This window comes from Geobacillus sp. 46C-IIa (assembly GCF_014679505.1).
In the GTDB taxonomy this organism is placed as follows: domain Bacteria; phylum Bacillota; class Bacilli; order Bacillales; family Anoxybacillaceae; genus Geobacillus.
This window is the reverse complement of the sequence record NZ_CP061474.1, coordinates 1,657,935-1,683,528: the sequence shown is the minus strand read 5'-3', so window position 1 is coordinate 1,683,528 and position 25,594 is coordinate 1,657,935. Positions and strand designations below refer to the sequence as shown.

At 47.6% G+C, this 25,594-nt stretch carries 21 protein-coding genes and 2 pseudogenes; 13 read left to right on the top strand and 10 right to left on the bottom strand.

Annotated elements, in window-relative coordinates; translation table 11 throughout:
- Positions 1–227: 227 nt before the first annotated feature.
- Together IC803_RS08365 and IC803_RS08360 are read left to right on the top strand one after the other, a co-directional pair.
- Positions 228–1,430, top strand: coding sequence for a spore coat protein CotH (locus IC803_RS08365; protein WP_081207405.1), 1,203 nt, complete (start codon positions 228–230; stop codon positions 1,428–1,430).
- A 66-nt stretch (positions 1,431–1,496) separates the two neighbouring features.
- Complete coding sequence (locus IC803_RS08360) at positions 1,497–2,165, top strand: DUF2642 domain-containing protein (protein WP_081207404.1); 669 nt, start codon at positions 1,497–1,499, stop codon at positions 2,163–2,165.
- Between the two features lie 104 nt (positions 2,166–2,269).
- Here IC803_RS08360 and IC803_RS08355 read toward each other — a convergent pair whose 3' ends face one another.
- Together IC803_RS08355 and speD are read right to left on the bottom strand one after the other, a co-directional pair.
- The gene (locus IC803_RS08355) at positions 2,270–3,583 is read right to left on the bottom strand and encodes an arsenic transporter (RefSeq protein WP_233134455.1); all 1,314 of its coding nucleotides are present in this window, start codon (positions 3,581–3,583) and stop codon (positions 2,270–2,272) included.
- Positions 3,584–3,923: 340 nt separating this feature from the next.
- Positions 3,924–5,222 (bottom strand): adenosylmethionine decarboxylase, encoded by a 1,299-nt coding sequence (gene speD, locus IC803_RS08350; RefSeq protein ID WP_223812070.1) that lies wholly within the window; start codon positions 5,220–5,222, stop codon positions 3,924–3,926.
- A 256-nt stretch (positions 5,223–5,478) separates the two neighbouring features.
- Between speD and IC803_RS08345 the strand changes: the two genes are divergently transcribed.
- The 3 genes from IC803_RS08345 (at position 5,479) to uvsE (ending at position 7,364) form a co-directional block, all read left to right on the top strand.
- Complete coding sequence (locus tag IC803_RS08345; protein ID WP_081207400.1) at positions 5,479–5,979, top strand: hypothetical protein; 501 nt, start codon at positions 5,479–5,481, stop codon at positions 5,977–5,979.
- A 24-nt stretch (positions 5,980–6,003) separates the two neighbouring features.
- Positions 6,004–6,273, top strand: coding sequence for a hypothetical protein (locus tag IC803_RS08340; protein ID WP_081207399.1), 270 nt, complete (start codon positions 6,004–6,006; stop codon positions 6,271–6,273).
- A 125-nt stretch (positions 6,274–6,398) separates the two neighbouring features.
- Positions 6,399–7,364 carry a UV DNA damage repair endonuclease UvsE gene (gene uvsE, locus IC803_RS08335; RefSeq protein ID WP_081207398.1) on the top strand — a complete coding sequence of 322 codons (966 nt, stop codon included), beginning with the start codon at positions 6,399–6,401 and terminating at the stop codon, positions 7,362–7,364.
- On the opposite strand, the pseudogene IC803_RS18155 reads toward uvsE, so the two are convergent.
- Positions 7,309–7,640 (bottom strand): annotated as a pseudogene (locus tag IC803_RS18155) (transposase); the annotation flags it as partial. The gene uvsE and the pseudogene IC803_RS18155 overlap by 56 nt on opposite strands.
- 318 nt (positions 7,641–7,958) lie before the next feature.
- Here IC803_RS18155 and IC803_RS08330 point away from each other — a divergent pair.
- The gene (locus IC803_RS08330) at positions 7,959–8,912 is read left to right on the top strand and encodes an SDR family NAD(P)-dependent oxidoreductase (protein ID WP_081207397.1); all 954 of its coding nucleotides are present in this window, start codon (positions 7,959–7,961) and stop codon (positions 8,910–8,912) included.
- Positions 8,913–9,008: 96 nt separating this feature from the next.
- Here IC803_RS08330 and IC803_RS18150 read toward each other — a convergent pair whose 3' ends face one another.
- Both IC803_RS18150 and IC803_RS18145 read right to left on the bottom strand, forming a co-directional pair.
- The gene (locus tag IC803_RS18150) at positions 9,009–9,326 is read right to left on the bottom strand and encodes an MFS transporter (protein WP_223812050.1); all 318 of its coding nucleotides are present in this window, start codon (positions 9,324–9,326) and stop codon (positions 9,009–9,011) included.
- Positions 9,327–9,333: 7 nt separating this feature from the next.
- Positions 9,334–9,546, bottom strand: coding sequence for a hypothetical protein (locus IC803_RS18145; RefSeq protein WP_223812049.1), 213 nt, complete (start codon positions 9,544–9,546; stop codon positions 9,334–9,336).
- 349 nt (positions 9,547–9,895) lie between these two features.
- Between IC803_RS18145 and katG the strand changes: the two genes are divergently transcribed.
- The 4 genes from katG (at position 9,896) to IC803_RS08305 (ending at position 14,599) form a co-directional block, all read left to right on the top strand.
- A complete protein-coding gene (gene katG, locus IC803_RS08320; RefSeq protein ID WP_081207396.1) occupies positions 9,896–12,106 on the top strand; it encodes a catalase/peroxidase HPI in 2,211 nt (736 codons plus the stop codon).
- Positions 12,107–12,307: 201 nt separating this feature from the next.
- Complete coding sequence (locus tag IC803_RS08315) at positions 12,308–12,733, top strand: NUDIX hydrolase (RefSeq protein WP_081207395.1); 426 nt, start codon at positions 12,308–12,310, stop codon at positions 12,731–12,733.
- A gap of 530 nt (positions 12,734–13,263) precedes the next feature.
- The gene (locus tag IC803_RS08310) at positions 13,264–13,545 is read left to right on the top strand and encodes a hypothetical protein (RefSeq protein WP_081207393.1); all 282 of its coding nucleotides are present in this window, start codon (positions 13,264–13,266) and stop codon (positions 13,543–13,545) included.
- Positions 13,546–13,966: 421 nt separating this feature from the next.
- Complete coding sequence (locus tag IC803_RS08305; RefSeq protein WP_081207392.1) at positions 13,967–14,599, top strand: YdeI/OmpD-associated family protein; 633 nt, start codon at positions 13,967–13,969, stop codon at positions 14,597–14,599.
- 32 nt (positions 14,600–14,631) lie between these two features.
- Here the strand turns inward: IC803_RS08305 and IC803_RS08300 are convergent.
- Positions 14,632–14,829: pseudogene (locus IC803_RS08300) on the bottom strand (IS982 family transposase); the annotation flags it as partial.
- A gap of 118 nt (positions 14,830–14,947) precedes the next feature.
- Between IC803_RS08300 and IC803_RS18140 the strand changes: the two are divergent.
- The 3 genes from IC803_RS18140 (at position 14,948) to IC803_RS08290 (ending at position 20,856) form a co-directional block, all read left to right on the top strand.
- Complete coding sequence (locus tag IC803_RS18140) at positions 14,948–16,927, top strand: AAA domain-containing protein (RefSeq protein ID WP_223812048.1); 1,980 nt, start codon at positions 14,948–14,950, stop codon at positions 16,925–16,927.
- A complete protein-coding gene (locus tag IC803_RS18135; RefSeq protein WP_223812047.1) occupies positions 16,837–19,332 on the top strand; it encodes an AAA domain-containing protein in 2,496 nt (831 codons plus the stop codon). Before IC803_RS18140 ends, IC803_RS18135 begins: the two co-directional genes overlap by 91 nt.
- A gap of 471 nt (positions 19,333–19,803) precedes the next feature.
- Entirely contained in the window at positions 19,804–20,856 is a 1,053-nt protein-coding gene (locus IC803_RS08290; RefSeq protein WP_223812046.1) for a sulfite oxidase, read from the top strand.
- 119 nt (positions 20,857–20,975) lie between these two features.
- Here IC803_RS08290 and IC803_RS08285 read toward each other — a convergent pair whose 3' ends face one another.
- The 4 genes from IC803_RS08285 to IC803_RS08270 form a co-directional block, all read right to left on the bottom strand.
- Positions 20,976–21,170, bottom strand: coding sequence for a hypothetical protein (locus IC803_RS08285; protein WP_081207389.1), 195 nt, complete (start codon positions 21,168–21,170; stop codon positions 20,976–20,978).
- Between the two features lie 257 nt (positions 21,171–21,427).
- Positions 21,428–22,669, bottom strand: coding sequence for a DHH family phosphoesterase (locus IC803_RS08280; protein ID WP_081207388.1), 1,242 nt, complete (start codon positions 22,667–22,669; stop codon positions 21,428–21,430).
- An 18-nt stretch (positions 22,670–22,687) separates the two neighbouring features.
- The gene (locus IC803_RS08275) at positions 22,688–24,598 is read right to left on the bottom strand and encodes a vWA domain-containing protein (protein WP_081207387.1); all 1,911 of its coding nucleotides are present in this window, start codon (positions 24,596–24,598) and stop codon (positions 22,688–22,690) included.
- Between the two features lie 10 nt (positions 24,599–24,608).
- Complete coding sequence (locus tag IC803_RS08270) at positions 24,609–25,484, bottom strand: ATP-binding protein (RefSeq protein ID WP_081207386.1); 876 nt, start codon at positions 25,482–25,484, stop codon at positions 24,609–24,611.
- Positions 25,485–25,594 lie beyond the last annotated feature (110 nt).

Below are 25,594 nucleotides of genomic sequence, written 5' to 3'. Positions count from 1 at the left end.
CAAAGTGGCCATCGGTTCATCTCAGGCAGAGCGCCGCCCGCATGGGATGAACCGATTGGCTTTGGTTGAGTGAAAAGGTCGGCCTAGATGACCCAAACTCGGGCGATTTTCAATGGGTTGGCCTATTTTTTTTTCGTAGGTTGTTGGCGGATGCCGATTTTCGCTAGATACGTATATATACAGTATAAATATCCCTTATGGACAACAGTGTAGGAAGGAGTATGGAAATGACGGTGTATGATATGCATGGGGCGTCCATGCCGCTTGAGCCAAATGAGGAATTGCGATCATTAATCGGGAAAACCGTTACCGTCTACCGCGGCGGTCCCGAATCAAAAACGGGGAAACTGCTCGATGTTCAGTCAGACTATCTTGCCCTTTTCACTGAAAACGAATTGGCGATGATTTATTATGCGTTGCACCATGTTCAAAGCATTAGCGAAAATGCGAAAGCCAACTCGGTTCCGTCGCTTTCTCTAGATAGCGGTGAACCCGTTACGCCGGTAGGAGCGCCGAGTTTTCATGAACTGTTAAACAGCTTGGTCAATGAGCGCATTCAAGTCAATCAAGGGGGGCCGGAGTCAAAACAAGGAACGTTATTAGGCGTCAGCGACGATCATATTACTCTCTTCACGAAAGATGACGGACTTGTGTTCTACCATCTCCGTCATATTAAAAGCGTTCGCGTACAAATGAAAAACGAGGAAAACAAAGCGGTAGACGCTGAGGCCCAAGCTCCGGGACATGAAGCAAACGCAGTAGAACATGCTGCACCCGAAGCCAAAGGGCATAATGCCATGGAAGCAGCGAGCGAGGCGACCCATATGCCAAAAGGGGCTCCGGACGGCCAAGAACATGATCCGACGCTCTTGCCCGTTTACGTAAAGGCCGAAAACTTAACCGATCTGTTTGCGCTCCTCACCCATACATGGGTGGCGATCAACCGCGGGGGGCCGGAAGCGGTGGAAGGCATCCTTGTTCCAGGCGGAAGCGGCTACTATACGATTGTTAATCACGACGAAATCATCCGGATGAATCCCGAGCACATGAAAAGCATCAGCTGCGGACCTAAAGGAGCATTCCAAGCAATGAATGCCACGAATGCCGGAGATGGAAAAGAAACGGACCAGGCTGAAGCAGCACAAGAACCTAATCAAGCTGGGCGCGGGGCGAAAAAGGATGAAAACGCGCAGAAAAAAGAAGCAGCAGAGGCAAAAGCGAAGCAAAAAGAGCAAGGCGGCAAGAAAAAAGAGGAAGAGAAAGGGAGAGAACAAGAGAAAAGAAAAGAGAAAGGGAAAGAGAAAACAAAGCAAGGAGAACAACAGGTTGACGGCAAGGCCCGTGAACACGGCAAAGACAAAAAGAAAAAAGATGATGAGGGAGGCAAAGAAAAAGCGAAAGGTGAGAAGCCGAAAAAAGGGGGACAATAGGCATCGGCGCGGTTGAGCCTCACATAATCTGCTCGCTCGTCTCTTAAAACCAAAGGGTGAAAGAACATGGATCTATTGAAAACATTGCTCGGGAAGCAAGTCAAAGTGGAGATTTCCGGCGGAACTACAGTTCGGGGGGTGTTGATTGATTTTGGGCTCGATATTCTTGTCATCTATACCGGGAAAGAGTATTTGTACATTCCCCACCTGCATATCCATCACATTCAGCTTCACGCTGATCCCGAATTTTTGATTGATCCCCCTTTTCCTGAAGTTCCTTTGCAAGAGGATACGGGAATTTCCTATCGAAAAACATTATTGAACGCCAAAGGGCGGTTTGTGGAAATTTACGTGATTGGAAACAAATCAATTCACGGTTACATCACTAATGTGCTGAACGACTACTTCACCTTTTATTCCCCGGTCTACAAAACGATGCTCATTTCGCTTAATCATTTAAAATGGCTGACCCCTTACCAAAAAAACATCACGCCGTATACATTAGGAAACGATGCGCTGCCGGTGCAGCCGACCCCCCTTTCTTTACAGCGGTCGCTTGAGGAGCAGCTCAAAAAAATGGAAGGCCACTTAGCCATTTTCGACTTAGGCGATCACCCGATGAAAATCGGCTTGTTAAAGGAAGTGCAAAACAATATCGTCCATCTAGTGACCGCCAGTGGGGAATCTGTTTACTGGAAAGTGATTCATTTAAAAACAGTGCATTTCCCCGCATAAGGCGAAGGGCTCGTTTCATGTACGATGTATAAAGGGCGTCGATGCATGCAGCAAAGGCAAATTGTAAAAAATCCCTCCTTCGTCAACGTGCGAGGAGGGATTTTTTATAGAAGGTGGATCGAAGACAAAAAGAAAATCCAACCATACAGTATGGTAAGGGTGACCAACACCGTCGGAGGAATGACCAAAAGCGAGATTTTCGTATAGGTGGACCAAAGAAGCGGATAGCGGTATTTTTTTAAGATATGGAGCCAAAGCAATGTAGCGAGTGTGCCGGTCGGCAAAAGCAGAGAGCCGATATCGCTTCCGATAATCATCGCCAAATACGCTGCCTTTAAAACGATTGGATCGATATGCATTTCAGTCAATGTCAACGTTCCGATCATGAGTGCAGGGTGGTTGTTAAACACATTGGACAAAACAGACATCAGGCTTCCCATAATGAAAATGGCGTGAAACGAATTGGACACATAAGGCTGCAACTGCTGCACTAGGTAATATCCAAGGCCGGCGCCGTTTAACCCGTACACAATAATATACATCCCAAAAGCAAAGACAAGAATATGCCAAGGCGCTTTCTGCAACACATCAAAAGGCTTCATCTGCAACGCGTACCACCGCCATCCAAGCAGCAATCCCGCTCCCGCAAGAGCCACCCATTCCACCGGAATATGCAAGTAGGAAGCGACAAACAAACTAGCCCGCATCACCAACACAAAGAGAAGAATCGCCTTCATCTTTTGTTCCGATATTTTCAAAGAGTCATAGCCGTCGGAATTGCTAAGGGGATGCTGGTAAAACGAGCGGGGGGTGATTGGGATGGATAGCGGAGGAAGTGTTCTAGGAAGATCGTTGTAAAAAACGGCAAACAGCATTCCGACCAAAAAGAGCAATCCGAGCATGGAAGGGACAAACATCATCGCCGTTTGCAAGTACAGGCTCATATCAATAATCTTTAACGAAATTAAGTTTACCATGTTGCTCACACCAATCGGTGCACTTGAGGCTGTGGCAATGAGCGCTCCGCTGATCAAATACGGAAGCTGTTCGTGCCTTTTGAGTTGAAAGCTCTTTAAGAGCAGCAGCAAAATCGGGGTCGTGATGATGATGCTGCCGTCGTTATTGAAAAACAGCGTCATAAGAAAGCAAAGTGCATTGGTGTACCAAAACAGCCGAACGCCCGAACCGTTGGCCCGCTCGGCCAACATGGCGGCAATCCAGTGAAAAAAGCCGATGCTCTCAAGCACAAGCGCCATGATAAAAGTGGAAATAATGGTGACTGCAGCTCCGCTCACTTTGACGCCAATGTCGACAAGGCTGGAAAGACTGACTGCTCCGCTGACAAGGATGATCGCCGCACCGACCGCAGCCGGAATGGCCTCATGTATTCCTTTCGGGCGCCAATAAATGAGCATCATCGTAAAGAAAAACGTCAACACGATGAGGAAATCGATGATGGCACGCCTCCTTTCTCGCGCTTTTTCGTTAAGGCCGTGTGTGTGAACTGTCTATAGTGCTCATTTGTACTGCATATATATGTGCCTTAGAGAAGACTTGTACTACGCGATTCGCTCAAATTCGGCAAAATCCACATTTGTTCGCTTTGAGTTGGTCATCCGTGCTTTGAAAGGCGGTTTGCGCCTGCGATCCGTTTTTACTCCCAATCAAAAAAGTTGGCCAAACAATAAAGATGGCCAACTTTTTGATGAAAGGCAGTTTGACTGTCAAGTATGTTGGAGACGCGGCGGGCAACACGGGTCACCAGTATACGTTCTCCTGTTTGAACAGATGGTGCAAAACCGCATGCTGTTTGGAATTCACAACAGCCAGCAGTTTCTTCGCTAAAATTTTTGAAGGAAAGCTCGACAATTGACGTAAAGAATCCGGCAACGCGCGGCACGGAACTTGCGTCTGCCGCCCCTCCCAGGAAAGAGCAGTTTTTGCTCCGATATGAAATCCCCAATCCCCAAAAGACGGAACGATGGTATGGTAGCTCAATGTGTGAAATCCGGCGCTTTCGATTGTTTTTCCGATGCTCCAGAAAACGATTGGCGTATCATCAGGGGATGCGGATTGGCAGACAAACACGCCGTTATCGGCAAGGGAGCGTTTCAAGAGAGTGTAAAATTCGGTTGTATATAGATTGCTCGTCGTCTCGTCGGTCGGGTCAGGAAAGTCGACGATTATGATTGGGTAAAGGGAGCGGTTGGCATCGAGAAAATCGACGGCATCTTGAGGGTGGACGGTAACCCGGGGGTCAGATAAGGAAAATTGATTCAAAGCGGCTAATTTTTTGTCTTTTATCGCGGCGTGCAATACCGCGGGGTCTAAGTCAACGAGATCCACATGCTTGACGCTTGGGTATTTCAGCACTTCCCGTAACGCCAAGCCGTCCCCGCCGCCTAAAATAAGCACTCGATCAGGAGCGGAAACAAACGCGAAAGCTGGGTGGACAAGCGCTTCGTGGTAAATGTGCTCATCCAATGAACTAAACTGCAGTTGCCCGTCCAAATACATGCGTAAATCTTTCGCCTCGATCATTTGCAAGTGCTGGAATGCACTTTTTTCATCCCATACCAATCTATGTTTCCTGTTTAACAGCGCCTGCCGCCCGATTTGATCCCACTTGTCGCCGCGGAAGGTCTCGTCGCCGCCTCTGCATTCATCCGGTTCCGAAAGCTCAAACGGCGCTACTTCTTGGCTCATAACGAGCTGAGGGGCCGTTGCCCCGCGGGGAACGGAATAAACGACCGCCCGTTTTGCCTGAATGCCTTTTAACAAAAAATCCGTCTGACTAAGCGGGTCATATTCCCCGCATGTATAAAAATCCACCGAAGCGTAGTTCTCCTCAGGCCACGTATGAATCGACATATGCGACGTGGTCAAAACGATCATGCCCGTCACACCTTGCGGGTGAAATGGGTGGAAATATGAATACAGTATGTTCATGCCAGCGTTTTGTGCAGCAGCTCTCAGCAATTGTTCCAAATATGCGGGATTATTCAACAGTGACGGGTCGCACGCAAAGGCATCGAGAATCAGATGTTTCCCTTCCACCTTCAACGGATAATCATCCCCTTTCTACATTGATTCCTCTTTATTCTATGGATTTTGTTCCAAAAAGCTTGTACGATAGCCCGAAACGGCATCAACGGGCGGCGGGGCACAACGGCTTTCCGTCAACGAGGAGGAAGCGTCTAGGCATTGGAAAACCATTCTGCCAACCCTTGCGTTTGCGGTGTGATGCTCCTCACTTCGAGAGGATGTTTTTTGGGGTAAAATGGATGGCAAACGGAACAATCATGGAGGATGTATGGCCCATTATGTTTGGATGATCATGAATGCGCTGTTGGTAATGGGCACTGCGGTTTATATTTGGCTGTTTCGCCCGAACGACTCGGCTGCGGTGTTGGCAGGAAAATGGCTGGCGCAAGTGGCGGTGCTGCTGTTTTTGGTCAATGTCAATATGTATTTTATTTTCCTTGTCATCCGCAAAACAAAAACCCGGAAGGTCAAAGTCACGTTAGCGCGGATAGCAAGAAGCATGATGAAAGCCCATATCCCGCTCGCGGTCGCTGGAACGAGCTTGATTGTCCTTCACGGAGCAATGATGGCATGGAAACTCGGAGCGGTGATCGGTTTTGGCCATGGGAAGCTGGTGAGCGGTTATGCAAGCCTCGCGATGTTGGCCATCACCTTGTTTGCAGGCGTCCTCCGCCGACAAAAAGCGTCAAGGTGGAGAAGAACGTTTCATCTCGCCTCTGCCTTGCTGTTTGCCGGTTTGTTTCTCCTTCATCTATGTTGGCCGATCTAATCACGTGTAAGGGAGAGAGAAAACGTGGGTGACTTGCTTTCTTTGCTGACGGAATACCGCCATCGCCAAGTTGTCGTCAACTTCTATGAAGAAGACGAGCTGGTGGCGCGCGACGGGTTTTTCTTTGACGGCATCGAACGATCAGACGGTCTGTTATCTTTCATCAAAGATGGGCGCATTCGCTGGTCCATTCCGTTGGATGACTATCCAAGCTATGAGGCTGTACACGATTTCCCGAGGCATTATCGGTTTTATGGCCAACATCGGGCGGTGGAGCTCTGTTTTCCTTCTTAACGGTGGCCGCTTTAGAAGCAAGAGGAACGTGTAGCTGCATAACGGATCGGTTTCGGCCGCATAATAACGTTGTCTGCCAAAAAGAGCGGAAATGGATCGTTGGCCAAACTATCGAGGTGAATGATATGACCGTCGTCCGGCTTGGCTATGTCGCTATGAGTGTGCACGTCCCCCATTGCTCTCCCTCTCAAACGATGACCGTGGCGCGATTTCGCGCCATTCGCGATCGCGAGGCGGCGATTCGCAAGCTTGAGCGAATTGCTCTCTCCAATGTCGAAAACTGCCTTCGCCTGCTCAAATATAACAAGGCGCATGACATCCGTTTTTTCCGTCTCAGCTCGCGGCTCATTCCGCTTGCCAATCATCCGGAATTAGAGAGCTGGGATTATCTCGCTCCGATCCGTGAAGCGTTGCGATCGATCGCGCTGTTTTTGCGCGAGTATCCGATGCGGCTTGATTTCCACCCTGAGCATTTTGTCGTGCTCAATTCTCCTGACTCCAATGTTTTCCATGCCTCGTTGAACGCGCTAAAGCTGCATGGAGAGTTGCTGCGTGGGATGGGGATTGACCTAGAACACCGGTGCGTGCTCCATCTTGGCGGCGGGTATGGCGACAAAGAAAAGGCGTTGGAGCAACTGATCCATAATTGGGCGTACATCCCCGCCCCGTTGCAGCGAATGATCATGTTTGAAAATGATGACACGGTGTTTACGTTGCGCGATGCTCTCTATGCATGCGAAAAACTCGGCGTGCCGCTCGTTTTTGATTTGCACCACCATCTCGCCAATCGCGACGAAGAAGACTGGCGGCCAGACTGGGAACGGATCGTGGCGACATGGCGCCACTCGCCGCTGCCGATGAAAATGCACCTCTCAAGCCCAAAAAGCGACAGACAGTTCCGCGCCCATCACGATTTTGTCGATGCTGAGATGTTCATCCGCTTTTTGCGGGAAGTAAACGGCACCGTCCGGCAGCTTGACTGCATGATCGAAGCGAAACAAAAAGACGAGGCGCTGTTCCAGCTTGTTCGTGACCTCAAGCGCTATGATGAAATTGAGTTGATTGATGGAGCGAGCTTCTATGTGAAGTGACAGGGATCGTGAATATCATCCAGACCGGGAGCAATCCAACCATGGGTTTCAATTGATGCCATGGCACTTCATTCATGGCTTTTGCAAGGGGATGATTTTTCAGCATATGGCTGACAGATAAATCTTCCATGCCGATGATGTCGTGGTTTTTGACCATCTCGATGGAGATTTTGTGCAAGTAATCATTCCTTGCAGGGGCGATTTTCTCATGGATGCGGGCAACTTTTATTTTCGCTTATGCCAGTTGGAACCGCTCATTTTTCGTGTGCTCATGATAAAAATATCGATTTGGCAGTGAAAGGAATAAGGAAGGAAGATAGCGAATATAACACATCAATGGGGGAATATGCTATCACAAGGGTTTTCTAGAAGGCCGGTGAAAAACGGGCGCCACGAGCAAATCAGCGTCATTTCGCTAAAAAGAAAGTTGATTTCGCAAGTTTTTTCTAATTGAGAAACAGCTGGGACTAGCAGTGTTTTGTACTAAATCACCAGCCTCTTAGAGAGGGAGAGGCATGAGCCAAACGAATGAAACATTGATTGTCTCGTGTGTAGATCATGAAGCAGCGGCTTAGGGTGAAGGAGGCGCAAAATGTGAGAAAAGCGGTCGTGCTTGGCGCATCAGGCGGAATGGGCTATGCCCTTGTTCAGGAGCTCGCATCAAGAGGAATCCCTGTCAGGGCCTTTGCCCGTTCACATGATAGGATGCAGCAGAGGTTTGGAACAATGAAGGACGTGGAAATTTGTTCAGGCGATGCGTTTCGAGAGGACGACCTGAACAAGGCATGCAAAGATGTCGACGTGATCTTTCATGCGGTTAACATCCCCTATCCGGAATGGCCTAAAGGTCATCCGGTCATGATGAAAAATGTGCTAAAGGCAGCCGAGGGAAGCGGGGCAAAGATTGTTTTCATCGACAACATTTATGCTTATGGACGCAGCCCAGGGAGGAAGGTAACAGAAGATACCCCGAAAAACCCCCATACTAGGAAAGGAAAAATTCGCTTGCAACTGAATAAGATGCTTGCGGAAGCGCATCAGAGAGGAGTGCCAACTCTGATTTGCCATTTTCCTGATTTTTATGGACCGAACGCCGAAAATACCTTGATGCATTTCACCTTGCAGGGCATGCTTTCCGGACGAAACGCGCAATATGTGGGCCGTATGGATGTGAAGCGGGAATTTATCTATACCCCGGATGGAGCCAAAGCGGCAGTCGAACTCTCTCTTCGCGATTCCGCATATGGACGTCATTGGAATATTCCCGCTTGTGATGTCATTTCTGGGCACGAAATCGTTGAAATCGCAAGAAGAGCCACCGGATATTCCAAGAAAGTCGCTACAGTGGGCAAAGGCATGATCGCCTTTTTAGGGCTTTTTCATAAAGGGATGAGAGAAATGGTGGAGATGATGTATCTAAATGAAGAACCCGTGGTGCTGAGCGGGGAAAAATATGAGCGGGAAATCGGGCCCTTGCCCAGAACCCCGTACGAAGAAGGAATTCAACGAACCATCGAACATATGAAACAGAAGAAAGAGCGGTCATGAAAGTAGAGAAGCCATTTACCGATGGCGGTTGCAAACATTAGTGTCAACAACATCAGTTGCCCGGATGCCAATGACCGAGCAGCTGATGTTTCTACATCACAATGATTTTGTCTTCGTTGACTGCAGCATCCGAAGCATCGGCAGCATGACGACGATGCCAATCACAAACAAGGCAGCCGAGATTTGATAAATCACAACGTGAAAAATCCATTCTTTTAACACCCCTGCCAAGTTCAGCGTTATGACCATTGCTCCCATGAACAGCGGAAGCAAAATGCCGTTGACCCGGCCAATAAACGCTGCTTCCGTATGACTCATCACAATCGTGTTAATGCCGATATGCAGCGCCGGCATGAAAAAACCAGCGATAAACTCCGCCAATAAGGTAAGACAAAACAGCGTTGACCACCCCATGACAAAACTACCGACGGCAAGGCCCCTCATCCTGAGCATCATCAAAACGTGAGGCTCGATTCGATGGGAGAGGGCCATCAGCCATGCCGCCGCCGATCATCATCGCTGCCCCGTGTGCGGCAAACAGCCATTGCAAATCGCTTTCTTCCATCCCGAGCCGCTCCGTGACAAGAAACACGGTGAATGGTTGAATCAAGTCCATCGCGAATCCCGCGGCCATAAACCGCCACCGAGTGTGAGGAGGATTTTGCGCGACCATACATAGCGAAAGCCCTGCTTCATCATAATGGGGCCGATTACAACGAAAATGGCCCTCATTGTCTGAAACAGCGACATGCCCCCTTGCATTTGTTCGCTTGGAACATGCGGCTTAAATAGTTTCATTCCTTAAGGGAATGGGATGGTGTGGTCAAAGATAGAAAGATTTTATACTAAAAAATAATTTTTATACTTTACTATTAAATATTAATTTATTATAATTTTAATGTACTAGTAATTATCAGTTTCACTTGACAAAGACAACTGCTGGGAAGATCATGATGACATTTAAATAGGAAGGGGAAGAGAAAATGGAACATCAACATCCACAACAGGCTTCGAAATGCCCGTACCACGGGAGCATCGCCAATCAATCTTCCAATCGGACAACGAACAAAGACTGGTGGCCCAATCAGCTGAATGTAAGCATTCTTCACCAGCATGACCGGAAGACGAACCCTCATGATGAAGATTTTGATTACGCGCAAGAATTTGCAAAGCTGGACTACTGGGCGCTAAAAGAAGATTTGCGGAAGCTCATGACCGAAAGCCAAGACTGGTGGCCGGCCGACTATGGCCATTACGGGCCGCTGTTGATCCGCATGGCTTGGCATTCGGCAGGGACGTATCGCATCGGCGACGGCCGCGGCGGCGCGTCGACAGGCACGCAGCGCTTTGCCCCGTTAAACAGCTGGCCGGACAACGCCAACTTGGATAAAGCGCGCCGGTTGCTTTGGCCGATCAAAAAGAAATACGGAAACAAAATCTCTTGGGCTGACTTGTTCATCCTAGCAGGCAATGTCGCCATTGAATCGATGGGCGGAAAAACGATCGGCTTTGGCGGCGGCCGCGTTGACGTCTGGCACCCGGAAGAAGACGTTTATTGGGGATCGGAAAAAGAATGGCTCGCTTCTGAACGCTATTCCGGCGATCGCGAGCTTGAAAACCCGCTCGCCGCAGTGCAAATGGGGTTGATCTACGTCAACCCAGAAGGGCCGGACGGCAAGCCGGATCCAAAAGCAGCGGCGCGCGATATTCGCGAGACGTTCCGCCGCATGGGGATGAACGATGAAGAAACGGTCGCCTTGATCGCCGGCGGTCATACGTTCGGAAAAGCGCATGGCGCTGGTCCTGCCACGCACGTCGGTCCTGAACCGGAAGCCGCCCCGATTGAAGCGCAAGGGCTGGGATGGATGAGCTCTTACGGAAAAGGAAAAGGGAGCGATACGATCACAAGCGGCATTGAAGGCGCTTGGACGCCGACGCCAACCCAGTGGGATCTGTCGTATTTCGACATGCTCTTTGGCTATGACTGGTGGCTGACGAAGAGCCCAGCCGGGGCATGGCAATGGATGGCGGTTGACCCGGATGAAAAAGACTTGGCGCCGGATGCCGAGAACCCGTCGAAAAAAGTGCCGACGATGATGATGACGACCGACTTGGCGCTGCGCTTTGACCCGGAATATGAAAAAATCGCCCGCCGGTTCCACCAAAACCCGGAAGAATTTGCCGAGGCATTCGCCCGGGCGTGGTTCAAGCTCACCCATAGAGATATGGGGCCGAAAACGAGATATCTCGGTCCGGAAGTTCCGGAGGAAGATTTCATTTGGCAAGACCCGATTCCAGAAGTCGATGATGAGCTGACGGAAGCGGAAATCGAAGAAATCAAAGCGAAAATTTTAAGCTCCGGATTGACGGTCAGTGAGCTGGTCAAAACGGCTTGGGCCTCAGCCAGCACGTTCCGCCATTCCGACAAGCGCGGCGGAGCCAACGGCGCCCGCATCCGTCTCGCGCCGCAAAAAGACTGGGAAGTGAACGAACCGGAGCGGCTCGCCAAAGTGCTGTCCGTCTACGAGGACATCCAACGAGAACTGCCGAAAAAAGTGAGCATCGCCGACTTGATCGTCCTTGGCGGCAGCGCAGCGGTCGAAAAAGCCGCTCGCGACGCTGGCTTTGACGTCAAAGTGCCATTCTTCCCTGGCCGCGGCGATGCGACGCAAGAACAAACGGATGTCGAAAGCTTTGCCGTATTAGAACCGTTTGCGGACGGCTTCCGCAACTATCAAAAGAAAGAGTACAGCATCCCGCCGGAAGAATTGCTCGTTGACAAAGCGCAGCTCCTTGGGCTGACCGCTCCAGAAATGACGGTCTTAATTGGCGGCTTGCGCGTGTTGGGCGCCAACTATCGCGATCTGCCTCACGGCGTGTTTACCGACCGCATCGGAGTGTTGACCAACGACTTCTTTGTCAACTTGTTGGACATGGACTATGAATGGGTGCCGACCGACGGCGGCATTTATGAAATCCGCGATCGGAAAACCGGCCATGTGCGGTGGACAGCGACCCGGGTCGATCTCATTTTCGGATCGAACTCCATCCTCCGCTCTTACGCCGAATTTTACGCCCAAGACGACAACCAAGAAAAATTCGTCCGCGATTTCATCAACGCGTGGGTGAAAGTCATGAACGCCGACCGCTTCGATCTAGTGAAAAAAGCAAGAGAATCGGTCACCGCTCGATAGCTCGATAATGGAAAAAACAAGGGCAGAGGGAGAAGATTCCCTCTGCCTCATTTTTGTAGCATACAAGATCGCTCGATAGGCAGTGCCGATTCCTACCGTAAGAACCGATTGGGTGAAGGGCTGGGGGAAATATTGTGAAATATGATAAAATGATACCAATGAGTCGATCAAAATGATCACCGATATAGGGGGCAGCCTTTCATGAAGATACGCAAATGTTCTAGAGCCGTGATCATCAATGAACGGAATGAAATTCTTCTTCAGCGATTTGAATTTCGCGATGTGGTAGGAAACAACGTGTTATGGGTGACTCCAGGGGGCGGGATTGAAGAAAATGAGACCCCGGCGGAAGCGTTAAAAAGGGAGTTATACGAAGAACTAGGCATTGTTGTCGACCTTGTCGGCGAACCCCTATTTCAACTTGATGTATGGATCGAAGGGAAACAAGGTCCTTTTATTAGTCGTGAGATTTATTACAAAATCGTGATTCCATCGGGCACTAGATTATCGTTCGAAAATATGACGGAGGACGAAAAGGATGCATGGCAACAGGTAAAATGGTGGAGTAAGGAAGAATTGCAGAATATCGATAATTTTGCGCCGCGTGAACTATTCAACTACATATAATTCGAAGAAGCGATCACTTTGGAATTGGTCCACATCCATAGCCTGCAAACGGAGGAAGAGCAGCGGCAGTGGCTCGAACAATAGGATTTCCAGTTTTGGTTCTTCTTCAGAAAAACTAGGCAACGTAACCGAATAAGCATCAATAAAGCCTTGATATCTTCCGTCTGACATCACCTTCGTTATGGTAAGGTTTTGTATTTATATTATAAAACAATCCGGCCTCTTCTATCCCCTTGGTGATCAAGTAAAACAAAATGCCGCTTCCACTAACAAAGCAGCACCATATGCATAACCATCAACGGTGTAAAATGAGCCTATGATCGATGCATTCGCAGTTGGTGAAGCATCGATCCTTTGATGAAAAAAATCAAGCGACAACTAGGAAAAAAGGAAGAGGGAGAGACCAAAAATAAAAAAGTGGATTGTTTCGGTCCTTACATGATGTATAATGTTGGAAAGTGGAGGTGATTTTTGGCTGAATGAACGGATAGTGATAATTAAAAAGTTATGATCAACAAAGGGGGATTATAGTGTTAGATAAGAAAAAAACAGGAAATATATTGGGTGTCGTGTCTTTGTTGCCTATAATCATAAGTATCATTATTTTCTATATCGAAAGAGGTCCAAATGCTGATATTGATTTCGTGGTCACCATTTATTTGGGCTTATCCATGGTTGGTATTTTATTTGCAGTGTTCTCATGTTTGATGACTAAACGCTTCTTTCTGCTCATGATCAGCTTGATCGGAAATGGGGCGGTTTTGGTCGTTGCTTTTCTTTTGCGATTGGCAATAGGGATTGGTGAACCATAAAAAATATTTTTCAACTATTAGAGAGTTAGTTTGCCCCGTTTTTCGGGCTTTTTGGGCTAGGATGACTGGATGACCCTATGACATCCTAAACAGGAGAAGGAAGGCTTTTGCCGTTGCATCAACTCGAATTCGTTGGATCGTCCCCCACTTACGTTTACGTGTAGAAGTGGGGGATGAATCGTTATTTGCCCTCCCTCTCTCTCTTGCCTTCAATGGCCAGAAGGTGTAAAACAGGAAAGGGAACAAACGTTCTGTGTAAAGGGAAGAAGGTCGTGCACAAAGCCTATCGCTTTCGGTTGTATCCCGCCCGAACACACGCAAAAACAGGATAAGCTGGAACAATGGAAACGGCTATACTGCAAGATCGGCGATCGATAGCGCGTTCTATTTTGACTTCATACTTTTATGAGGGAGAATGATGATGAAAAACAGTCAAATGAATCCCAACGTTGATCAATATTTAGCCGAAGGCTGTGGGCGCTGTCCGCTAGCGAGTACTCCCGATTGTAAAGTAAACAAATGGCCGGCAGAATTAAGAGCATTACGAACAATCGTTCTTGAATGCGGGTTGACAGAAGAAGTGAAATGGGGAATTCCGTGTTACACCTTCCAAAAGAGGAATGTCGTAACAATCAGTGCGTTCAATGAATATTGTGCACTTAGTTTTTTCAAAGGCGCCTTGTTAAAAGATGACCATCACATTCTAGAAAAGCCTGGGGAGAATACGCAAGCTGCACGACGCATTCGGTTTACAAATGTCCAACAAATCATCGAGCTTGAACCTGTGTTGAAAGCATCTATTAACGAAGCCATTGAAATTGAAAAAGCGGGCTTAAAAGTGGAGTTCAAAAAGAGTCCAGAGCCAATTCCTGAAGAGCTTCAAAAAAAATTCGCCGAAATGCCGGCCTTAAAAACAGCGTTTGAATCGCTGACACCGGGACGACAAAGAGCGTACATCCTTTATTTTTCCGGAGCGAAACAATCGAAAACGCGCGAAACAAGAATTGAAAAGTATATCCAGCGCATTCTTGACGGCAAAGGATTGCATGATTAGCACTCTGCCCACAGAAACGCCATTGCCACAAACTCGGAAGAAAAGCCCAGCAGCTTCCCCAAAAGGTGAACCGCCATGACCACTTCGTCTTCTTGCTTGACCAAGTGACGGTTGCGGCGATGAAGATACATGTGGATCAACGGCAGTTGGACCGAAACAAAACGGAAAATGGCGGCATATTGTTTTTGCTGTTTGGCTTCATCTGTAGTAAAATGAAAGTGCTCTTGCATGGGGGATCTCTCCTTCAGCAAGGGCTATTTTTATGCCTGTCTGAGTTTTATCTAGCACCACGGGTGGAAATATATGATATTATAGGTATTAGGTATTTAGTAATACAGGAGGGGTTTGATGACTAGTGATTTAGAAAGATCCAAAGTGATTCAAATCTTTGAGTATTTATTGGCAGTAAAAAACTTAAACGAAAAAATCATCCGGAATATTAATGAATACGAAAGAGTTTGGTGGATTAACGAACTTCCTCATTTTGAAGGTTGTTATTTAAATGGAAGTGGAGAAAATATTGACGCATGGCTCGAAGTTCGCAAACAGGATATTCCATCAGCCCCTGCTTTACCTCAAGGATTAAGCAAATGGATAAGAAAGTGGGATAATCCTGCTAAAGAGCCTGAAAAAGTTGTACAGATTTTAAAAGGGTATGACAAAGAGAAGAGTGAAGAAGTCCTTGAAAAATTTGAAGATGATGAAGAAAGAGTAAATACATACAACGAATGGTATGAGAACAAATGGAAACCTTGGGCAAATGAAGCTTTGCCAAAATTTCAGATACAAAAATTGTATATGGAATTGTTTGAACTTCATCAGCGTTTGCAAAGAGAAGGTGATGATTTAGAAATTGGGTGTGGGCATGGACTACTTGTTTGGAAAATAAACGATGAATTGGTTTATAGACATTTATTGGTCACTAAAATGGAATTACAATTCAATGCTAAAAAAGGCGTTTTCTATCTTATTCCAACTAGTAAAGGGACTCAATTAGAAACGGATATGCTTACAAATATTAACATCCCGAATGCTTCAAGACTGCAGGAAATGGAGTCAGAAATTAGTGATTTAGATTTGTCGCCATGGGATGAGGAATTAATTGAGCCTGTTTTCCGCGAAATTGCCCATACAATCAGTCCGAAAGGATCATACAAAAAAGGATTAACTCCGGAAAAAATGCAAGAAAAGCCACACAATCCTGTTGTTTTTTATATGCCGGCTTTCTTCCTAAGAAAAATTGGAGGGAGATTGTGGCAGAAGGAGTTATCCACGGCAATTGAAAAAATAAAGAATGGTTATCCCGTTCCTGAGACGATTACGACTCTTACTTCGACATCTGAAGAGAAAAAAGAGCAAAGACATGAAAGTTTCAATAACAGTGCATGGAAAAGTGTTGGGGAGGATTTGTTATTTCCATTACCCGCTAATAATGAACAAAAATTAATTGCAAGAAAACTTGCATTAAATGAAGGTGTAGTTGTTCAAGGTCCACCAGGAACAGGTAAAAGCCATACGATCGCAAATCTCATTTGCCATCTCCTTGCGCATGGAAAACGGGTTCTTGTAACGAGTGAAAAGGAAAGAGCACTCCAAGTATTGAGGGACAAAATTCCTGAAGAGATACGTTCATTATGCGTCAGTGTATTAGGAGGAGACTCCAGATCAGTAAAAGAAATTGAGGATTCAATAAAAAGTATTGCTGAAAACTTAGATACAAAACGAATTGAGGTTTTAAATAAAAATATTGAAAGATTAAAGGAAGAGTTGCACCAAACAAAACGAAACATTGCCAAAATTAATACCATGATAAACAAAGCAGAGGAAATCGAAAACGAAAAGAAAAATATAAATGGTGTAGAATTTACACCTCTTGAAGCAGCAAGATGGCTAAAAGAAAATGAAGATTACAGCTGGCTGCCTGATAATATAGATCCATCGATTCCGTATCCTTTAACAACTACAGAAACCATGCAATTTTTCCAACTGCTTGGCGAAATCCAAACGGAAGATCACATTTCGTTATCACAACATCGTGTAAAAACAGAAGAACTAGTTGATCCCGTAACATTTGAAAAACATGTTCAAGCTATTCAATCGATAGAAAGTAAAATGGTTGAAACAGAGAAATACCTAAAAGGATGGAATGTTACCAATGAATTAACGTTTCATTTAGATGACATTCTTCACTTAACGAAAACAACTTTAAATCATTTAGAAGAAATTAGTAAAGAAAAGTGGCTGGAAATCATATTAAAGAGATCATTACCCAACCTGACAAAAAGCAGTTTTGGGAAGAGTTTGCGAGCGAATGTAAAGAAAGAATAAACAATGTTAACCGATTAACAAATGATTTAATTGAAGATGAAATCGTCATTCCTTCTAATGCCAATCACTCTCTCCTGAAAGAAGATTTACATTTTATTCAGGAGAGAATGAAAAATAACAAAAGTATAGGATGGTTTTTCCAAAAAATTACTGGCAGAAAATATGCTTACATTTTTGAACAATGCAAAATAAATGGACTGCCTGTTCGTAATTCAGACGATGTAACAAAGCTTTTAAAATATCTCGAACGAGAAGACCTGATTAAAAAGTTAGTATTGAAATGGAATCGGATAATGGACGAAAACGATGGACCAAAGATAAGTGCTGATCAAAAAAGGCTTACATCTGAAGTTGGTGAGCTATTGAATCAGCTGGAAATGCTTTTAAATTGGGATAAAAATGTGGTAGAGAAGTTTAATGAAGTTCTAAAAGAAATAAAAATTAACGAAGAACCAAAGTGGAATAGCATTGATTGGTTCACAAAACTACAAAACGGATTTTCTGCTTTAAATGATAAAATTTGCTGGGAAAAGGAACACGAGTTTTTCGATAAGGTTTTAACATTTTTACAAAAACAACAATCCATATTCAATGTACATGGATCTGTCGAAAAACTGTATGAGGCATGCAAAACAAGAGATGTTCCATTGTGGAAAGAAGTCTATAACGAGCTGTTACGTTTAGAGGCATTAGAAGAACCATACAAACAATTTAACTTCTTAAAGAAAAAATTAGAGGAAGCAGCTCCTCACTGGTGTGAGTCGCTCTTATCACTAGGAGGAAAAGGAGAACCATTATTCCCACCTGATGATATAGATAAGGCTTGGATGTGGAGTCAAGTCAATACATGGTTAAAAGAAATTCATTCTAAACCGAAAATGGAGGATTTAGAACAAGAACTTCAGCGGGAGAAGGAAAAAGAGTCAAGATTAATTAAGGAACTTGTAGCTGAATCAACTTGGAAATCACAAGTTGAACGAACGACAAAAGAGCAAAAAAGAAGCCTTTTTGCATGGTTAAAGGTGATTCAACGAATCGGAAAAGGAACTGGGAAGTATGTAAATGTTTATCGCAAAGAAGCAAGTAAAGAAATGAAAGTCGCAAAGAGCGCCATTCCAGTTTGGATTATGCCGATCCAAAGAGTCATCGAAAACATTGAATTAACAGATGATCTTTTTGATGTTGTTATTGTGGATGAAAGCAGTCAGAGTAATTTATTTTCTTTAAGTGTGTTATTACGAGGAAAGAAAGCAGTAATTGTAGGTGATGATAATCAAATTAGCCCTGAAAGTGTTGGAACTGATATCAGCGAGGTTCATGACTTAATCGAAAGATACCTTTACAATATTCAGAACAAATTACAATTTGAAATGAAAACGAGTCTATACGATACGGCAAGTCGGGTATTTGACAGCAAGATTATTTTGAAAGAGCACTTCCGTTGTGTGCCTGAAATTATCCAGTTCAGTAATGATTTAATGTATGGCGGCATGATTGATCCTTTAAGACTGCCTTTAAGAAGTGAATTACTTGAGCCGCCTGTAAAAGCAATACGAGTAGAGGACGGCTATCGTAGGGAAGATACTCGAAAAGTCATCAATGAACCGGAAGCAGAGGTAATTGTGAACCATATTGCTGAATGCTGTCAGGATGAAAAGTACAAAGGTAAAACTATTGGGGTTATTTCTCTCCAGGGACATGATCAAGCGAAGTTAATTGAAAATCTCCTTCGTGAAAAAATTGGCGAAGAAGAAATGATCAATCGAAAAATTATTTGCGGTGACTCATACTCCTTCCAAGGTGATGAACGCGATGTTATTTTCCTATCCATGGTTGTTGCTCCGAATATGAGGATTGGACCAATGACAAAACGTTCAGATTATCAGCGATTTAATGTCGCTGCAAGCCGTGCAAGAGATCAAATGTTTTTATATCACTCTGTTGACTTAAAACATTTAAATCCCGAATGTGTAAGATATAGACTATTGCAATATTGTCTTGAGCCCCATCGGGTACAATTGGAGGTAAATAAGGTAAAAGAAGTATTTGATTCAAAATTTGAAGAAGATGTGTATCGTATGATTGTTGCAAGAGGTTACCGCGTAATACCACAGGTCAAAGTAGGATCAGTTGGAAAAAGAATTGATCTCGTTGTAGAAGGAATGAGAAGCCGCTTGGCAGTTGAATGTGACGGGGATCAATGGCATGGACTTGATAAATGGGAAGACGATATTGAACGTCAACGAGTATTAGAACGTGTAGGCTGGACCTTCTGGCGGGTAAGAGGAAGCCAATTCTATTTAGATCCTGAAAAAGCTATGTCTTCGTTATGGGAGAAATTAGACGAAATGGGGATTTATCCAATAGCTTCAAATTCTGAATTAAACAGCTTAGATAATCTCTAAGCTGTTTTTATTTTCTATTGGCTGTTTAATTATCGGTGGAACGAAACAACCAAGGAATATCGGTTATGTTTATTTCACACCGCTAGACAAACTTAAGTACGACGCCGATCTGGTTCAAGTAGCCATGTCAAGCACATCAAAAAATCGTCAGCTGCCTGTGTAAAGTTCATACGGAATGACCTCCTTAAAATTTAGTTATGAGGACGCATAATTATCGTCAACTTGGGGGGGAAGAAGTGCACGATATAAAATCTTATCGGTACTTGAGGGATCAACTTATTGGTACGCTTTAGTTTCTATTCAGTTTACATAATATAAATTATAAGAAGTTATATAAACGTTGGTTTCACTAACAAGTAACCTCATAATAGTGAGACAGAAACAAAAAAATCCCCATCCGGTATGAACTGACTGTCCCGTTGCATACGCATGATAGCGAACCTATTCAGCTGGTTAAAGGAGTGCGCGATGATGACGAGAGCTCGTCCGTATTTGTTGACAAGGAGCGTTGTGCCAGAAAATCAAGAGTCGCCGATTTGGTTTTTGCGCAACTTGCGTTTCGTGCCGGAACGGTATGTGTTTCGCCGCAATCATTTCGCGTATCCGCTGCGTCTTCCCGATCGTTTGACAGTTAGCGGGCTTGTTTCGTTTCCGCTGTCCCTTTCGCTTGCCGAGTTGAAAGCGATGCCAGCCAAGACGATCACAGCGGTGCTCGAGTGTGCAGGAAACCAGCGGGCGAAGTTCTCCCCTCCCCCATTTGGGGAGCAATGGGAAGGAGGCGCATTGAGCCAAGGAGCTTGGACGGGCGTGCCGCTTCGCGAAGTGCTGGCGCGGGCTGGGGTGCGGCCGGGAGCGGCCGAGATTGTGTTTGTCGGTGCGGATGAGGGACTGCGCCCTGATATGGACGGCGTATTTTCGTATGCGCGCAGCTTGCCGCTGGCCAAAGCGCTGCATCCGGGTACGATGATTGCGTATGCGTACAACGGCGCGCCGCTTTCGCTTCAGCGCGGATATCCGCTCCGCCTGATCGTGCCTGGGTGGTACGGAATGGCGTCAGTCAAATGGCTCGCGCACATCATCGTCACCGACCACCCGTTTACCGGTCCGTTTCAATCCATCGACTATATGTATTATCCCTATCCGGATCGGGATGACGGCAAACGGCCAGTGACAACCATTCGTGTCAATTCGCTCATTCAGTTTCCGCTCGATCGCTCGATTCATCGGCGCGGCTTGCTAAAGATGGAAGGTATTTCCTGGACAGGACGGGGCGTCATTACTCGTGTCGAGGTGAGCCTCGATGGCGGGCGGACGTGGAGGGAAGCGAAAGTAAGCCGTAATGATCGTGAACCGTATGCATGGGTGCATTGGCAATGGGAATGGAACGCCGATCGCCCGGGAGACTACGAAATTTTGGTGCGGGCGACTGACTCAGCGGGACGAACGCAACCGCTGCATCCGCTTTGGAATCGGAAAGGATACGGCTATCACGCCATTTCGCGCGTGCGGGTGCAAATCACCTAACCAACATAAAAACGTGCAGTGTTCTTGAATCATTTACAAGAAACACTGCACGTTATCCGCTGCGTGTCGATGGTCGCAGGGAAAGCATGTTCCCATCCTTTCTTTTTTAACTTTCCGTGTCACGCAATATCGGTATGGCGATAGCGGACCCCTTTATACCGAATGCGAACCGGCACGCCTTTTTCTTGGTTATATTTGATCAGCATCCGTTGGGCTTTTGAAAAGGCTTCCATCATTCCGGACGCCAAGATGGTCTCTTCCCACGCAACCGTCTTTCCTTGATCTGTGTAGAAGGAAAAGACATACTGTTTCATCCTCCTCACCTCCCTATATACTTATTATAATTAAAGACTGTTTTTCCTAAACACAAAAACTGTTACAATTATGTTAACATTTTCTGTACCGCGTTGCTGTGAAAAAGGGATTTTTCTGAACGGATTATCTCATCTAGCCTCCTCAAAACACGATAAGAAAATCATTGATCCCCATGGTGGAGAAACGGATGCTTTTCACTCATCTTTTAAACGGTGCCGCTCAATGCCAACTTCTTTCAAACATACGAAAACCGGCATCAACGTTCGATGCCGGTTTGTTGTTTGTATTGTTTGACGGCTGCCGGATAGTCGGCCTGAATGGCGTCTTTGTCTCGCCCGAGCCGCGCGCTTAGAAATTCAAGCACAGCGGCATCGTGGGCAAGCCCTGCCGCAAACTGCCGCTTCAGCCAGCGTTCGCCCGCGGCTTCTTCAGGGAACGTACGGGTCTCCCCCCCATCGGCATGCAAACTCCATCCTTGTTCCGTCCGGCGGCTCAACCACCATTGGCCGTGATGGTTCGTCCAAAACGCCCCTTCCGCTTCGTCCCGTTTGTTCAGCTGGTTTTGTTCCGCATCGCCGTAAACCGGCAACAGCGGAAACGTCTCGATGACAAAGAGCGGGAATGTCGTATCATCGACAAAACAACCGGACGCTTTCGGATGGCCGCCGCCGCCAAACTGCCGAGCGAACTCAGCGACGTTGACATCATCGTGAATGGTGCGAAAACCGATATGTTTCGTCCCCATATTGACCATCGCAATCAAGTCAAGGTGCGGGTATCGTTTTGATAAGGCGTTGCCAAGTTCCGACAAATGCCGCTCAGCGAATACAACGCCGATGCAATAGCCGCCGAGCGAGCGTTGGACGAGCTGCTTTTGTTTTTGCCGGATGTAGCGCTGAATTTTCTTTTCCTCCATATCCAAAAGCAACTCTTCCGTTTCGGTCAAGGCGAACGGTTCGCCGGAGGAAAGCCGTTCGCTCATCGTCTCCCAAAAGCCGTCGAGTCCTAAAATCGTCAATAAATCATTAAGCCGCTTCGCCTGCAGATTTCCGTTTTCTTCCCATTCCCATGTGTCGTATTGGCGGACGAGCTCGACAAACGTCGCCAGCGAGTCGCTTTGTGTCAGTTTTCCTTCGCGGACGAGATAATCGTAAAAGAGCGAAGTCGCGCACGTTTTTTTGCCGTTGTCATCGGCCGGTACGACCCAGCCCCACGGGTAGTTGTTGAAATGAAGCGCCGTCACGTGGTGGTCGACGACTTGCACATGGCCCCCACGCTTAGCCCGTTCGGCGAGCTGCTCTTCGACGTCCTTGCCGACGGCTAAGTCGGTGATAAACAGCATAGCGCTCTCTGCTTCCTCGCCTTGCAGAAAGCGGGCGACCCGCTCATCTAGATTCCGGTAGGAACAAAACGAAATGTTGACTTCCGTAAACGCCAGCTTGGCGAGCAACCCGCAGCCGATGCCGTCTAGATCGCTGTCGGTAAATAATTTGATCATCGCTTCCCATCCTTTTTATCAAAAGCTTTTTTGCAGCCACATTTTCAAAAGCGGAAGCAGCCGGTCCGTCAGTTCACTGACATGCGGAACGAAGACGCGGAAACGGCCGTAAATGTTTTCGACCGTCCGCCGCGTCGATTCGTCATCGGCGCCGCGCCCTAAAAAGAGGTTGACGACCTCGATGCCGCGACGGCGCGCGTCGGCGACCGCTTCATGCGTATCGATGATGCCGTTTTGTTCGTAGCCGTATGCGGCCGGCTCGCCATCGGAGAACACGAGCAACACTTTTTGCGCTTCCGGGCGGCCAAGGAGCTGTTCCGTCATCCAACGGATGGCCAATCCGTCGCGGTTGTCTTCGTGCGGCTCAAGCTGCATGATTGCCGGGCCGCTTGATGGCTCCAATGATCGGCGAAACGATACAGCTGTTTGCATGTAGTTGGGTTGCCAAGAGGCGGTCGCTTCGTTCGCATCTTCCCAGAATCCAACAATGGCATGCGGCACCCGCAACGTTTTCAGCGCCTCATGGCAAAGGACAAGACCGGTTTTCGTCTCTTCCATTTTGTCGTGCATCGAGGCGGAGCAGTCGACGAGCAATCCAAATACTGCATCAAACCGCCGCGTCGGCTCGCCTTTTTTGTAAAACAAGCGCGGCCGCTCATCGGTGAAAAACGGCACCAACTGTTTGCGCAGCCGCCCGGCGGGCAAGTTTGTGCGCCAAGCGCTCCGCTGATGTTCAAGCCATTGCTCCATCACGCGCACGAGCCGTTTCCGGTACGGCGCCACCGCCGCTTGCTTGGCGCGGTACTGCTCGAGATGGACCGGACTTGGCGGCGGGGAAGGAAGGAGCACGAGCTCGGCTTGACGGTTCGCCTCGCCATATGGAGCGCCGCTTCCGGTGCGGGGATGATCGTCAAAGGAGGCGTGCGCTTCGGGGCCATATTCATTCCGATTCGTCGGTTGGGACGTTCCTTGAACGATGGCGAGCGCCTGATCGCTGTCATCCCCCGGCCGCGCCCCGTCGCCAAGCATCCCGGTGCGGGTGCCGCGCTCAAGCTCGAAACGGAGAATATTCCCACCCGTTCGGCTCGTTTCCCGGTGCCAAGTCGGCATCACTTGCCGGTGCACGTCACCGTCTGAGGAATCGTTCGATGTGTCGCGGTTTTCCAACGGATCGGTTCGTTTTAAGTCGTGAATCGTCATCTTTCGTTCGTCTTCGCCGTCGTCGACGATTGGCAGCGACGTGTAGGTGTTCACTATGTCATCGGGCAGCACGCCTTCCATCAGCTCGACAACCGCCACCGTCCAGCGGGCCGTTTCCGCCGTCGATGAGACGTCATAAAATTGCGGCCATAGCGATTCAAGGCGCGCTTGTCCCGTCTCGTCTGCCATCGGAGCGAGCGGGACATCATCAAGCGGCGAATCCGTGGTCAGCCGCAAATACATGGCCGCTAAAAATTGATCAGCCAAGGCGCCCCGCGTCCGGTTTGCTTGCCATTGCTGGGCGAAATAGCGGCGGTATAGGCGGCGGCGCGCGCGAAACCATCGCTTCAAACCTGGCCGCTCCCGCTCACACACTGCTTCCAAACGGAGATCTTCAGCAAAGGAAAACAATTGTTTAGACAGTTTAGACAGCGGCTGCGCCTCCGCCGTTTGCCGGAAGGCGCGGACGGCAGCCGCGTCGGTATGCCGGCGCGTGCCGATCATTCGCAAGACCACATCGCTTTTCATCGCCCGCTCTTTGTCCGGCGAAGGGTATACATCCCAAAATTGGCTCACATAGATCGTCTTCTTCGCTAGATGAACGCCGGAATGGGCGGCAAACTCCACCGTCCAGCCGCGGTCGCGGGCAAGCGTTTGGGCGAGATCGGAAAGCTGCATGACCAAAAACGAATCGATCGGCTGATCGTTGAACATCATAAACCGTTCCATGCGCCGCCCCCTACTCGTCAAACCATGTTTCAGCGATGTTGCGCACCGCTGCCCGTTCCCGCTCGTCATCGAGCTTATCGACAATGCTTCGTTCAATCGCGCGCAATGGAGGCATATGCGCCGCCAAATCGCACGCATCGAGCAAGGCGCGCACCGAGGCGGCTTCTTCGGCAATTTGTCCGTTTCGCACCTGTGTAAGCAAATCGGCTGACAGACTAACGAAACGATTAATCAACGTTTCGTCCGTTAATGTAGTTTGCGCCAACAGCACTGATTTTAACGTCGCTCCTTGCACGTATGGCACATCGATGACGACAAACCGGTTTTTTAACGCTTCATTGAGCGGCACGGTGCCGATGTAGCCTTCATTGATCGCCGCGATGACGCCAAACGTCGGCTTCGCCTGCACGACCTCCCCAGTGAGCGGGTTGGTGAGCCGACGCCGGTAATCAAGCACACTGTTTAAAATCGGGAGCGTTTCTGGTTTGGCCATGTTGATTTCATCAATATATAATAAATGGCCTTTTGTCATCGCTTGAATGACCGGGCCGGGAACGTAATCGATCACCGCCTGGCCGCTGCGGTGCACAATCGTCTTAAACCCGAGCAGCGCTTCGGCGTCTAGGTCGACAGAGCAGTTGATGCTATGCATGGGCTGCCCGAACAGTGCGGACAATGTTTCAGCAAGCCGCGTTTTGCCTGACCCGGTCGGGCCTTTTAAGAGCACGTTTTTTCCAAGCGCAAGCGCGACTGCCGCATCATGGATAATGGCCTCGTCTTCGGCCGTATACCCGCCGGACCCAATCAACGCCCGATCCGGATCGTGGCGGAACTGTTCTTTTCGCTTTTCCATTTCTTTTGTTACAACTAAGGGCCATGTCATCATTGGATGCCTTCCTCTCTGTTGCCATCTTCCCCTCTCATTCTACTAAATCACCTGTCAGGACGCAAAACAAACGAAATAAACCATAATTATATTATGTAAATAATATAAAA